At 66.9% G+C, this 12,705-nt stretch carries 14 protein-coding genes; 12 read left to right on the top strand and 2 right to left on the bottom strand.

The features are described from left to right. The first annotated feature begins 266 nt into the window (after nucleotides 1-266). From P4L93_05620 to P4L93_05600, 5 genes are read left to right on the top strand one after another with little or no spacing between them, the layout of a single operon-like run. Nucleotides 267-1,127 (top strand): DegV family protein, encoded by an 861-nt coding sequence (locus P4L93_05620; protein ID MDR3686413.1) that lies wholly within the window; start codon nucleotides 267-269, stop codon nucleotides 1,125-1,127. Next, the gene (locus P4L93_05615) at nucleotides 1,124-2,005 is read left to right on the top strand and encodes a DegV family protein (protein ID MDR3686412.1); all 882 of its coding nucleotides are present in this window, start codon (nucleotides 1,124-1,126) and stop codon (nucleotides 2,003-2,005) included. Before P4L93_05620 ends, P4L93_05615 begins: the two co-directional genes overlap by 4 nt. After that, nucleotides 2,002-2,241, top strand: a complete 240-nt coding sequence (locus P4L93_05610) for a hypothetical protein (GenBank protein ID MDR3686411.1) — start codon at nucleotides 2,002-2,004, stop codon at nucleotides 2,239-2,241. Before P4L93_05615 ends, P4L93_05610 begins: the two co-directional genes overlap by 4 nt. A gap of 45 nt (nucleotides 2,242-2,286) precedes the next feature. Beyond that, nucleotides 2,287-2,805, top strand: coding sequence for a hypothetical protein (locus P4L93_05605; protein ID MDR3686410.1), 519 nt, complete (start codon nucleotides 2,287-2,289; stop codon nucleotides 2,803-2,805). 55 nt (nucleotides 2,806-2,860) lie between these two features. Then, nucleotides 2,861-3,436, top strand: coding sequence for a flavodoxin family protein (locus P4L93_05600; protein MDR3686409.1), 576 nt, complete (start codon nucleotides 2,861-2,863; stop codon nucleotides 3,434-3,436). 53 nt (nucleotides 3,437-3,489) lie between these two features. On the opposite strand, the gene P4L93_05595 is transcribed toward P4L93_05600, so the two are convergent. After that, nucleotides 3,490-4,233, bottom strand: coding sequence for a hypothetical protein (locus P4L93_05595; GenBank protein MDR3686408.1), 744 nt, complete (start codon nucleotides 4,231-4,233; stop codon nucleotides 3,490-3,492). A gap of 99 nt (nucleotides 4,234-4,332) precedes the next feature. Between P4L93_05595 and P4L93_05590 the strand changes: the two genes are divergently transcribed. From P4L93_05590 to P4L93_05580, 3 genes are read left to right on the top strand one after another with little or no spacing between them, the layout of a single operon-like run. Next, a complete protein-coding gene (locus P4L93_05590) occupies nucleotides 4,333-5,187 on the top strand; it encodes a hypothetical protein (protein ID MDR3686407.1) in 855 nt (284 codons plus the stop codon). Continuing rightward, nucleotides 5,188-6,144, top strand: coding sequence for an NAD(P)-dependent oxidoreductase (locus P4L93_05585; GenBank protein MDR3686406.1), 957 nt, complete (start codon nucleotides 5,188-5,190; stop codon nucleotides 6,142-6,144). Further along, nucleotides 6,141-6,431 carry a hypothetical protein gene (locus P4L93_05580; protein MDR3686405.1) on the top strand — a complete coding sequence of 97 codons (291 nt, stop codon included), beginning with the start codon at nucleotides 6,141-6,143 and terminating at the stop codon, nucleotides 6,429-6,431. Before P4L93_05585 ends, P4L93_05580 begins: the two co-directional genes overlap by 4 nt. A 4-nt stretch (nucleotides 6,432-6,435) precedes the next feature. On the opposite strand, the gene P4L93_05575 is transcribed toward P4L93_05580, so the two are convergent. Next, nucleotides 6,436-6,693, bottom strand: coding sequence for a glutaredoxin family protein (locus P4L93_05575; protein ID MDR3686404.1), 258 nt, complete (start codon nucleotides 6,691-6,693; stop codon nucleotides 6,436-6,438). Nucleotides 6,694-6,955: 262 nt separating this feature from the next. On the opposite strand from P4L93_05575, the gene P4L93_05570 reads away from it, so the two are divergent. From P4L93_05570 to rlmKL, 4 genes are all read left to right on the top strand, one after another. Then, nucleotides 6,956-8,041 (top strand): RlpA-like double-psi beta-barrel domain-containing protein, encoded by a 1,086-nt coding sequence (locus P4L93_05570; protein ID MDR3686403.1) that lies wholly within the window; start codon nucleotides 6,956-6,958, stop codon nucleotides 8,039-8,041. Between the two features lie 130 nt (nucleotides 8,042-8,171). Then, complete coding sequence (locus tag P4L93_05565; GenBank protein ID MDR3686402.1) at nucleotides 8,172-8,951, top strand: NYN domain-containing protein; 780 nt, start codon at nucleotides 8,172-8,174, stop codon at nucleotides 8,949-8,951. Between the two features lie 147 nt (nucleotides 8,952-9,098). Then, complete coding sequence (locus P4L93_05560) at nucleotides 9,099-10,667, top strand: cell wall-binding repeat-containing protein (protein ID MDR3686401.1); 1,569 nt, start codon at nucleotides 9,099-9,101, stop codon at nucleotides 10,665-10,667. A gap of 50 nt (nucleotides 10,668-10,717) precedes the next feature. Continuing rightward, a partial coding sequence (gene rlmKL / locus P4L93_05555; protein ID MDR3686400.1) for a bifunctional 23S rRNA (guanine(2069)-N(7))-methyltransferase RlmK/23S rRNA (guanine(2445)-N(2))-methyltransferase RlmL occupies nucleotides 10,718-12,705 on the top strand: 1,988 nt, incomplete at its 3' end.

The raw sequence follows: 12,705 nt of genomic DNA, 5'->3' as shown, positions 1-12,705 counted from the left end.
CTTGAAGATGCGCCGTGTCGTGTACTTGATTTATCGACCATCGCGCGGGTAACTGGTAGGTGCCGGGGGCACTCGGGTGCAGTCTCTTGTGAGTGGCGTCACAGCACACGATGGTGGATAGGGCAGAGCAATCCGCGGGCCATTCGTTGGCGGCACAGGCTGATACAATTCGCCGGGGCATCTATGCAACCTCATCGGCGAGCAGTGCGCTCGTGTATCGTGGCGAGCGTGAAGACTGACCGCTCAGTTCAGCTGGGAGACGCACCATGTCCATCCTCGTCGTCACCGACTCCGTCGCCTCCATTCCCGCCGAGATCCTCGGTGAGCTGGGAATCGAGGTCGTCTCGCTTTACATCAACGATGGCGACACCAACCAGCGCGAACTGGAGATGGACATCCCAGCCTTCTACCGCCGCCTCGCGGACATGCAGGCGCTTCCCACCTCCTCGCAGCCTTCAGTCGAGGAGCTGCTGCTGGAGTTTCGGCGGGCGCTGGAGCGCGGCAGCGATGTGATCGGCGTCTTCATCTCGGAGAAGATGAGCGGCACGTTGCAGACGGCGCGCATGGCTGCCGAGATGATCTGCGGCGAGTTTCCCGGCGCGCGCATCGAGCTGATCGATAGTGGCTCCAACTCGATGGAGGAAGGCTTCGGCGCCATCGCGGCTGCTACGGCCGCTCGCGCCGGCGAGACGATCGAACGCTGCGTGGCTTCGGCGCGCCAGACTCTGCGCCGCACCCGCTACCTCTTCACGCCGCACACGCTTGAGTACCTGCGAAGGGGCGGTCGCATCGGCGGCGCGTCGGCGCTGGTGGGTGGTCTGCTGCAGATCAAACCAATTCTGGCCGTGGAAGAGGGCGCCGTCGTGACGTTCGCGAAGGTACGCACGCAGTCCCGCGCGCTCGCCGAGATGACCCGCAAGATGTCTGAGGATATCTCGGCCTACGGCTTGAAGCAGGTCGTCGTGCACTACATCGTCGACCGCGACCTGGCGCAAATCTACGCTCGCGAACAGATCGAGCCGCTTGCCGGCGGGCCGGTCCGCGTCATTCCAGTCAGCCCGGTCATCGGCTTGCACGTCGGTCCCGCCATCGGCATCGTCTACGAGACGCAGCGGGACTGGGCATGACGCGCGCGGACTTCGTGCTGGTTACCGACTCGTGTTGCGACCTGACGCGCGAGGTCGCCGACGCGATGCAGATCGCCGTGCTCGAGTTCCCGTTCACGCTCGACGGCGAGCAGTACTTCGACGACCTGGGCGCATCGATGCCGCACGCGCAGTTCTACGCGCGGATGCGGGAGGGCTCGGCGCCCACCACGGCTCAGGTGCCGATGTCTGCCTACCTCGAGGCGTACCGGTCGGCCGCCGAGTCGGGCACGCCGTTGCTGCTCTTGAGCTTCTCGTCCGGACTCTCGGGCACCTACGACGCCGCCGTGATCGCGCGCGATGCAGTGCTGGCCGAGTTCACCGACGCCGACATCCGCGTCGTCGACACGCTTGCCGCCAGCGCCCAGCAGGGCCTGCTGGTCCTCGAGGCCGCGCGTCGTCGCGAGGCGGGCGCCGGGATCGACGAACTGGAAGCCTGGGTGCTCGGCAACACGCAGTGCCTCAACGTGTACTTCACGATCGAGTCGCTCGAGGCGCTTCGCCGAGGCGGACGCGTTGCCGACTGGGCGGCTGCTGCCGGCACGATGCTCGACGTCAAGCCGATCCTGCGCGTCAATGGCCGAGGCGAGCTGGTGGTCGACCGGACGGTGCGCGGGCGCAAGAAGTCCCTACGGGCGCTGGCCGAGATCTTCGCCAAACGCGCGGTCGATACGGCAGCACGCACGGTCGTGATCGCGCACGCTGACGCCGAGGGTGACGCCGCGGCGCTCGAGGTGCTGCTACGCGGATCGTGCGAGATCGGTGAGGTGCTCACCTTCGATCTCGGCCCGGTGATAGGCTCGCATACAGGGCCCGGTATGGTGGCCGCTGTCTTCTGGGGACCGGAGCGTGAGTCGTGAGTCGACTGCAGGGAATCGCACTGTTCGGCGCGTTCGTTGCCTTGCTCGCTGGAGCGTACTTCGCGATGTTCGCGCTCAAACCACAACCCATTGCGCGCATCCTGATGCGGCGTGGGTACGAACAGCGAGGTTGGACCGAGCAGCGTCTTACCGGTCGGGTGCGCTTTCTCGGCGCTCTCGGCGTGGTTCTTGCGTTGGCTGCTATCCTGCTCGCCATCGTGAAGTTCGTCGGATAGTGCGCCTCGGCCAAGCCACGCGCGCTGATAGCTGAAAGCGACTCTATGACCTCCACCTCCACCGCCAAGCCCTGGTACGACAGGTTCACGCCGCGCGCCAGCGTTCAAGTTCAGATGTTCTCTGCAGCCATCATGTGGATGGTTGGGCTCGGGTTCTTGCTGGGCTTTGGGATCAGCTTCATGGTCAAGCTCTGGGGCATGGCTCACCCGGCGATCTGGGTGCTCGTGGTCATCGTGATCGCTGCGATCATCATCGGAAGCCTCAAGGCGCGCTACATCCTGATCCGCTACGCCGACAAGGCCGTTGCGCGCATTCAGACCCGCGGCCACGCCTGCTACTTCGGCTTCTTTGGCTGGGCGAGCTGGGGATTCATCGCCGTGATGATGGGTACGGGCATCGTGCTTCGGCAGCTCACACCGCTGCCGAAGTCACCCGGCGGGCTGATCTTCCTCGCGATACTCTACATTGCCGTAGGCACGGGCCTGACCATCGCCGATCGCATCTTTTGGATCTCGGCCCTGCGTAGCGAGCCCGTTCCCGAGGCGCTCTCGGCCGCCGAGTAGACCTCGCGACCCAAACTGCTCGTCGAAGTATTCGTGTGATTGAAGGGGAGTCCTCATGAAGGTCGTCGCAGTCAGCGGTTCCGCGCGCAAGGGCGGCAACACGGCCCAGCTCATCGAGGCTGCCTTCGTGCCGCTTCGCGAGGCGGGCATCGAGTGCGAGCTCATCGAGCTGGCCGCCAAGGACGTCCGCGGCTGCACGGCGTGTCGCAAGTGTTTCGAGGCCAAGGACAGGCAGTGCCACGGCCGCAAGGACTACCTGCTCGAGGTCTTCCCGAAGCTGTGGGAGGCCGACGCGATCGTCTTGGGCAGCCCCACCTACTTTGGCGACGTCAGCACCGAGATGAAGGCGCTTATCGACCGCGCCGGCTACGTCTCGATGGCCAACGGCGGGCTGCTCGCGCGCAAGGTGGGCGCCGGCGTGGTGGCCGTGCGACGTGGCGGCGGCATCCACACGTTCGACTCGATCAACCACCTTTTCTTCATCTCGCAGATGATTATCCCGGGCTCGACCTACTGGAACCTGGGCTACGGTCGCGAGAAGGGCGAGGTCCAAGGGGACGCCGAGGCGCTTCGCAACATGGCCAATCTCGGCGAGAACATCGCGTGGCTGCTCGGCAAGCTCGCCGATTAGGACGCGGGTCGGAACGCTGTCGAGCGCGTGGGCGTCGGCGCGCGTCCGGCGCGCTAGTACGTGATGGTGTCGGGCGCCAGCCCGCGAACGTGCACGCCTTGGGAGCTGACGGTCGCCGACGTGATCGTGAGGCCGGGCGCCGCCCGCAGGTAGCCGTTGAAGTACGCGAGCAGCAGCTGCGTGGCCGTGGCCGCCTGCGCGCCGCCCAGATCGATGCCCTCGGCTTGCACGCTGATCGGTCCGGCGGCCACCACTTGGTCGTTGGTGAACGCCACCTTTCCTGACGCCTTCCCCGAGTACGCCGAGCCGCCCGACGAGACCGTTCCGGAGAGCGTCAGCTCGCCGTTGTTCCCCAGCGCGACTGAGACGTTTTGCAGCGAGACGCTGGCGTTGCCGACGTTGACCTCATGTGGGAAGGCGTTGAGCAGCGCGGCCAGCTCGTCGGCGGTGAACGTCGCGTCGAAGGTGTGCGTACCGCGAGCCTTGATCGTGGACAGATCGACCGGCGTCGCCGGTTCGCCCGGTGCTTTGACCATCGCCTTGGTCATCGCCGAGTCAAACGCGCTCGCGTTTGCGACCGGCGCCGCGGGGCGTGCCCGAGACGCGATCAGCCACCACGTGCCAGCGGCGAGCGCCACGATCACGATCAGCACGATCGCGGCGACCCAGCAGCCCACGCGGCGCTTGCGCGGTGGTCGGCCGGGAGTGGCGGTGGTGGTCATAGGCGGCGCCGGCGGCTTGGCAGGGGGCTCGAGTGTGGCGGTGGTGCCCTGCGACTCTGGCGATGCGTCGGTCATGCGGAACTCCTCGGGGCGAGTGGCAGTTCGCTTGAAGCGTATACCCTGACAGCGTCATGCTGGACGAACTGCCCGCTCGCCGCACCCGGAGGAGGTCGCATGTCGCACCAGTTCGCCGACCGCATGCTGGCCGCCCGCCTCGAGCGCGCGGTCGCACGCGACCTAGCGACCTTCGCCGAGACCTGCATGCGCCTCGATCCCACACTGCAAGCCCAGCGCACCGAGTTCGCCGGCGGGCTCGCGCTGTTCCTCGCACCCGGATCGCCGGTCAACATGATCTACGGCGCTGGCTTCGCGAGTCCGGTGAGTGCCGAGGAGTTCGACGCGGTCGAGCGCTTCTACGAGGGCAACGGCACGCGTGCTGCCATCTCGCTCTCGCCACTTGCCGAGGAGGCGCTCGTCGCTCAGCTCGGCGTACGCAGCTGGATGGTGACCGACTTCGAGAACGTGCTCGTCCGCGAGCTTGATGGCGACGTCTCGGCGCTCGAGCTACCGGCGCCGGCGCCAGGCGTGGAGGTGCGCGCGGCGTCCAGCGCGCAGGAGCTAGCGAGCTGGGCCGCCGTGTCGAGTGCCGCGTTCAGTGCGCCGCGTCCGCCATCTGCCGAGAACGTGCGGATGGGGCTCGGGATGACCGCCAGCGACGACATGACGTTGCTGATGGGGCGCGTCGGGGGTGCTGACGCCGGTACGGGTGCGCTACAGGTTCGCGGCGACGGTCTCGGCTGGCTGATGAGCGACGCGACGCTGACCGCACACCGTGGCCGAGGAGTACAGTCGGCACTGCTTGCCGAGCGGCTCCGGCTCGCCGCTGAGGCCGGCTGCGAACTCGCGGTGACCGAGGCGCGTCCCGGCTCGATCTCGCAGCGCAATATGGAGCGCCTCGGCTTCCGGGTCGTCTACACTCGTGTCGAGCTGATTGCACCGCCGAACCGCACGCCCTCAAAGGAGCGCTAAGTGACCGACCTCGCCGCCACCAAACCAACCGTCGCATTCATCGGCACCGGGGTCATGGGCGCGCCCATGGCCGGACACCTGATGGACGCCGGCTATCCGCTCGTCGTCTTCAACCGCACGAAGTCGCGCGCGGACGCGCTCGTTGCACGTGGTGCGACGTGGGCCGACAGTCCCGGCGAGGCGGCCGTGCATTCCGATGTCGTCGTGACGATGGTTGGCTATCCCGCCGACGTCGAGGCGGTCTACCTGGCTCCCGGCGGCATCGTGGAGCGCGCCCGCGACGGTGCGGTACTGCTCGACATGACCACGTCTTCACCGGCGCTCGCCGAGCGGGTCTCGGCGGCAGCGGCCTCACGCGGGATTGTGGCGCTCGACGCGCCCGTCTCGGGCGGAGATGTAGGTGCCAAGAACGCGACGCTCACCATCATGGTGGGCGGTGAGGCCGCGGCGTACGAGCGGATCGAGCCGCTGCTGCGTGTGATGGGCGCCAACGTGGTGCTGCAGGGAGGACCTGGCGCGGGCCAGCACACCAAGATGGCCAACCAGGTCGCCATCGCTGGCTCGATGCTCGCGACCGTCGAGTCGTTGGGGTACGCGCAGGCGGCCGGACTCGACCCGAGGCGCGTTCTCGAATCGATCGGTGCCGGCTCGGCGGCGAGCTGGTCGCTCGCCAACCTCGCGCCGCGCATCCTGGATGGCAACTTCGGTCCGGGCTTCTACGTGAAGCACTTCGTCAAGGACCTGCGAATTGCGCTTGCCTCTGCCGAGGAGTCCGGTATCGACCTTCCTGGATGCGCGCTGGCCAAGCAGCTCTACGAGCACCTCGAGGCCAACGGTGGGCAGAACCTGGGCACGCAGGCGCTGTGGCTGCTCTACTCCGATGCGGCTACTCGCGAGGCAGCCGGCGTCGGCGGTTCGGCCACGACCCTTTCGGCGACCGTTCGGACAGACGCGTGAACTTCGTATTCGACGTCATCGGAATCGCCGTCGGCTTGGTGCTGGGCGCGCTGCTCGGCTATTGGATCGGCACCAACTGGGAGCACGACCGTCGGATGCTGTGGGTCATGGGCATCGGCGCCTTTGTGCTTGCCACGGTGATCAACTTCGTCGGCAGGGTGTTTGGCCTGGAGTGGCTGGCGATCGGCGCGATCGGGCTTATGGCCGGCATCTTGTCCGGGGTAAAGTACGGCGGCTTTCCCGACGTCAGAGTCTGGGAGAAGCCGCCGAGAGATCCACGGAGCTAGGTCGCTAGGGCTGTTCGATGCCGAGCAGCTCGGTGAGCTTGTCCGGCCGGAAGTCGACGCAGACGCCGTCGCCAATCTCGAACGTGGGCGTGTGCAGGCGGCCGTCGTTGTGGCTCGCAGCGCGCTCGCGGGCCTTGGGGTCGGCTTCGACGTCGATCTCGGTGTAAGGGATGTTGTGCGAGTCGAGCCAACGGCGCGCCCGAGCGCAGTCCCCGCACCACGTGCGGCAGTACATGATGACGCCGATTCCCTCTTCGCTCACGGTTGCTCCTTCTCGTAAGGCGTCTCAGCGTGCCCGCCGAGACCCGCTCATCGTCGTTCTTTCTCGAGGCGCGATGCGCCGCTTTGGGGCATGTACCCGGCTTTGGGCTGCGCATCGCGCGCGGCGCCCGAGGATTGCCTCCAGGGGCGTCGTGGTATTCTAGCGCGGTCTCACATAAGACAACTTCCGCGGCTGACGCTGATCGCCGCCTCTTCCTTGTCGCCCGTCTACCGGAGGCTTCTTGCGCCCAGAACGACACGTGATGACCCAGGTGATCGGCCTCGCGCTGATCATGGCGCTGGGCGTTACGGTCGTTCCCGCGGCTGCCGCTCCACCCTCGGCGGCCAGCATCGCCGCAGCTCAAGCACAGGCTGCGGCCGCGCGCGCGAAGCTCGCCCAGATGCGCTCGAAGCTGGACTCCGGGCTCTCGGAGTACAACAGCGCCGCAGCCGACCTGGCCAAGACGCGTGCCGACATCGCCGAGAACACCAAGAAGCTTGCGGCGGTCAAAGCATCGCTGGCGGCGGGGCAGGTCAGCCTCGACTCGCAGGCGTCGTTCCTCTACCGCACCGACGGCACCGGCTTTGTCGACGTGCTGCTCGGCTCGGCGACGTTCGACGAGTTCGCGAGCCGGCTTTCGGTCCTACAGCAGATCGCGAGCAAGGACGCGGGCCTGGTCGAGTCGCTCAAGAGCGATCGAGCCGAGGCGGTTGGGATCAGTGCGCTACTCGCCGACCGCGAGTCGCATCAGCGAGCGCAGGTCGACAAGGTCACCACGCAACGCGCCAGCGTGCAGGGCGAGATCGACCAAGAGCAGGCGTACTTGAGCTCGCTCTCGGCGCAGGTCCAGTCGATGGTCGCCGCGCAGGAGAAGGCGGCAAACCCGCCACCGTCGGATACCAGTTCGAACTCGACCCCGGCGCCGGTCAAGACGTCGGGCAAAGCGGCCAAGCCGATCAACTCGTCCGGCAGCAAGATCGCTCTGAAGCTTGCGACCGTCACCGGTCGCAGCGGCAGCTACTGGGTTATGGCCAAGGAGGCCTCGTCGTACTCGCCGTCAGGCGTGAAGTTCTCGGGCAACGCGTCTGAGTACGGCACCAACGACAACGGAACCGGGACGGCAAGCGGGCACCCGCTCAACGACCAGGAGCTGACGTGCGCGCATCCGTCGCTGCCGTTCGGCACGCGGATAGCCGTCACGCACGCCGGGCGCCGCATCATCGTGGTCGTCACCGACCGCGGGCCCTACTCGGGCGGCCGAGTCATCGACCTGACCCACCGCGGCGCGAAGCTGCTGGGCATCGACGGCGTCGGCGAGGTCAAGTGCGAGGTCGTCGACCCGAACTAGTCGCGGTGTGGTGCTACGCTGGGGGAGTCGACGCTGGCGCGGGCGGGAAACGCCGGCCTACTCGTCGAATGGGGAAGCATCACTCGCGGGGGCGCAGACGCGCCGCCGATACGCAGCGAAAGGTCACACCATGCCCGACCAGGCACATTCGCTCGCCGTCTTCATAGACTTCGAGAACCTTGCACTGGGACTTGCCCCTCGCCGCGGTGGTGCGCGCGCGAAGAAGACCGAGATCGTCGACATGAAGCGCGTGCTCGAGCGACTCGTAGAGAAGGGCAAGGTCGTCTCCAAGCGCGCGTACGCCGACTGGGCGCGGTTCTCGGAGTACACCACGCAACTTCACGAGCTGGGCATCGACCTGATGGAGATTCCCGAGCGCGGCATCACCGGCAAGAACTCGGCCGACATCCGGCTCGTGGTCGACGCGATGGAACTCTCGTATGCCAAAGAGCACATCGACAGCTTCGTGATCGTCTCCGGCGACTCGGACTTCACGCCGCTCGTGCTGCGCCTCAAGGAGAACGGCAAGACCGTTCTTGGCGTTGGGATGAAGGACTCTACGAGTGACCTGCTGGCGCAGAACTGCGACGAGTTCATCTACTACGAAGACATCGGTGGCGTCGCGGGCGCGGGCGCTCCGCCGCTGGGCGACAAGGTGCCGCGCGCCAAGAAGCCCGCGTTCACGCTGCTCTTCGACACCATCGAGGCGCTGCAACGCGAGAACGTGGGCAACATGCACTCGTCGCTGATCAAGGACACGATGAAGCGCAAGCAGCCGCAGTTCTCCGAGTCCAGCTACGGCTACCGCTCGTTCACGCAGCTGCTCGAAGACGCACAGAAGCTGGGATTCATCTCGCTTCGCAGGGACGAACGAAGTGGTACGTACGTAGTCGAGGGCTTTTCGGGATAGGTGTTTGTGCTGGCTGTGACCTCAATCACAGACGGCACCGAGGCGTTACTGGCGAGACAAGGACTGCCTGCCGATGTTAGTATGGTGGGCGATTGCACCGAGGAACCGCCCCAACTGTAGCTATCATCGAAGCAAGAGGCGGAGTACATGCATCGGACACGAAGCATCTCAATTGCCGTAGTCGCGGCGTGCATCGCACTTGCGATGCTCCCGACTGCGGCTTTCGCTATCTCTCGCGACGTCGTTCTGGCCCGTGGCATGGCGTGGGTCAACTACACCCGCTCGGTCAAGGGCAAGAAGGTCACGGGCGTCCCGTACAGCCAATCCAAGTGGGCGCTTGAGAACGGCTCGCCCGTTCCCACGAGCACTCCCGACCCGTCGATCGCCGGCTATCGCACAGACTGTTCGGGCTTCGCGTCGCTGTGTTGGAACCTGCGCGACTCCAAGGGCCGTCCGTACTCCGAGAGTACCAGCAGCTTTGGCGCGAAGGGATCCAAGAAGTACTTCCAGATCACCAAAGCCCAGCTCGTTCCGGGTGACATGGTGCTTGCTTCGGCCGTGTGGGGAGCTCCGGGCCCGCACGCGATCATCTTCGATGGCTGGGTCGACGCCGCCCAGACGCAGTTCTGGGCGATGGAGCAGACGTCATCGAGCTCACATGACGGGACGATCTTGCACGCGCGTTCGTGGGCCGATGCGGTCGCCCGCAAGTTTCGGCCGTACCGCTACGCCGATCTCGACGCGCCGTACTCCGACGTCGAAGAGAACATCTCGGCGCCCGACCCGTACCAGTCTGCCGCCGCCGCATGCGATGCGGCGTATCCCGTGACCGGGACGGTCACCGTGCCCACGATGGTGATCGCCAGCGGCGCGGTCCAAGGCGACCAGGTCACGGCGGCCTCGCTTGCCGGCGCTGCCGGCGGCCCCGTGCTGCTCGTCTCCAGAACCTCGCTTCCGGCCTCGACCACGGCGGAGATCAAGCGCCTCAAGCCTAAGCACATCTACGTGCTTGGCTCGAGCGACATCATCAACGACGCCGTCGTCAAGGCCATCGCGGCCCTGGGTCCGACTGTGACCCGACTGGCTGGGCACACCACGATCCAGGTTGCGTCAAGCGCGATCCCGTACGTCGTCGCCGAGGATGTCGCCAACAAGCACGCGGCCAGCGCCGTCTATCTGTCCACCGCGCACAGCATCTCCGATGCTCTGGCCGTCGCGCCGGTATTGGCCAAGACCGGCCGTCCGCTGCTATTCGTGGACAAGGACTCGATGCGCAGCTATACCGCTCGCGCACTGAAGGCCACCAAGATCAAGCGGCTCATCCTGCTCGGCGGGACAGGTTCGATCTCGGCCAAGCAGCAAAAGGCGCTGGGCAAGCTCCGCTACAAGGTCAGCCGCATTGCCGGCGCCAACTCGTCGAAGACCTCACTCGCGATCGCGGCTCACGCGCTGTCGCTCAACGTCGGCTTCCAGTGGAAGTCGATGGGCGTCACGTCCACGTCGTCGTGCGTCGACTCGTTGGCGTGGGCGTGGTCCAACGGCACCGCCGGCTTCCTGTACCTGACCACGCCAACGAAGAAGCTCGACAGCGCGGTGCGTAGCGCCGCGATCGTGCACCGCACCTTCATCGGCAAGGCGCGCGTCTACGGCGGCGCCGGAGCGGTCTCCGACGCAGCGCGCAAGACGCTGGCCACGGCGTTGAGATCCGGGAAGTGACCCGACCTCTCGAGTTCTTCGCGCCGTGCCCGCGTGGCACGGAGTCGCTCGTGGCAGACGAGTTGCGAGCGCTGCGCTGCCAGCGCATCCGACCGCTGGGCGGCGGCGTCTCCTTCGCAGGACCGCTCGAGACCGCGTATCGCGCGCTGCTGTGGTCGCGCGTTGCATCTCGAGTGCTGCTCACCATCGCGCGCGTCTCGGCAGCCACGGCCGATGCTCTCTACGCCGCGGTTCGCGAGATTCCCTGGGAAGACCACCTGCGCGCGGACGGCACGATGGCCATCGACGCCAACGGCGTCAACCCCGAGCTGCGCAACACGCAGTTCACCGCAGTGCGCGTCAAAGATGCGATCGCCGACAGGTTCGTCGCGCAGAGCGGCATCCGCCCGAGCGTAGACACGAACGACCCCGACGTGCGGATCAACGTGGTCATCCACGCCGACAAGGCCACCATCTCAATCGATATCGCCGGCAGCTCGCTTCATCGGCGCGGCTACCGCGAGCAGGGAATTCAAGTCGAAGCGCCGATGAAGGAGACGCTCGCGGCGGCGATCCTATTGCTCGCGGAGTGGCCGGCGATCGCGAAGGCAGGTGGGGCGCTCGTCGATCCGCTGTGCGGCAGCGGCACGCTGTGCATCGAAGGCGCACTCATCGCCGGCGACGTCGCTCCCGGCATCACGCGAGCGCGCTGGGGCTTCGAGCGTTGGCTCGGGCACGATGAGGCCGCGTGGCAGCACGTGATCGCCGAGGCCGACCGTCGCGCCGAGGCCGGGCTGGCCCAGATGCCGCCGATCGAGGGCTACGACTACGATCCGCGCGCCGTTGACGTCGCGCGCGCCTGCGTTCGCCGAGCAGGGCTCGCGGGCAAGGTGCTCATCGAGCGCCGAGAGCTCGCCGAGCTCGTCCCGCCGGCGGCCTACATCGCGGCCGCGCCGGTCCCCGGACTCGTGGTCGCCAACCCGCCTTACGGCGAGCGCATCCAGGCGCGCGCTGGCCTGCCCGCCCTCTACGCCGAGCTGGCCGAGCGCCTGCGCGCCGGATTCGACGGCTGGACGCTTGCGGTCATCACGCCGGACGCGGGGCTCTCGGCGGGTGTGCAGATGACTCCGAGGCGCGTGGTGCCGCTCTACAACGGCAAGATCGAGTCGCTCGTCAGCATCTTCACGGTGGGCGAGGTCGAGGCCGAGGCCGGCAGCGCGACCGGTGCCGGCCGAGGTGCTGCCACCGCGATCGCCACGGGCGCCCCGCTGACTGAGTCGCAGGCCGCGTTCTCCAACCGGCTGCGCAAGGTCGCCAAGCACACCGAGAAGTGGGCGCGGCGCACCGGCGTGACCTGCTATCGCGTCTACGACGCCGACCTTCCCGACTACTCGGTCGCCATCGATGTCTACGACGGCTCGGGCGCCAACGATGGCACACGCTGGGTCCATGTCGCCGAGTACGCGCCCCCATCTGGCATCGACCCGGACAAGGCCGAGCAGCGCCTGCTCGACGTGCTGGCCGTCGTGCCGGGGGTTCTCGGCGTGGAGGCGCAGGACGTGTTCCTCAAGACGCGCGAGCGCCAGCGCGGGACCTCGCAGTACGAGCGCTTCTCGCGCAAGGGCGTAGTGGGCACTGTCCTGGAGGGCGGGATGACGTTCGAGGTCAACCTGTCGGACTATCTGGACACGGGGCTGTTCCTCGACCATCGCATCACGCGGCAGTGGCTGCGCGAGCTGGCTCCAGGCAAGCGCTTCCTCAACCTCTTCGCTTACACCGGCACGGCGAGCGTGTACGCCGCGGCCGGCGGGGCGGCATCGACCACCACCGTCGACATGTCGACGACCTACGTCGAGTGGTCCGGCCGCAACCTTTCGCGCAACGGCTTCTCGGGCCCGAAGCACCAGCTGATTCGCGCCGACGTGCTGGGCTGGGTCTCGGCGGCGCAAAGGGGGCGCGAGCGCTACGACCTGATCTTCTGCGACCCGCCCACGTTCTCCAACTCCAAGCGCATGAGCGAGACGTGGGACGTGCAGCGCGACCACGCGGCTCTGATCGT

The sequence above is a fragment of the Coriobacteriia bacterium genome (assembly GCA_031292615.1).
Classification (GTDB): Bacteria; Actinomycetota; Coriobacteriia; order Anaerosomatales; family JAAXUF01; genus JARLGT01.
The sequence above is the reverse complement of the archived record's forward strand: the minus strand, read 5'-3'. Positions and strand labels throughout refer to the sequence as shown.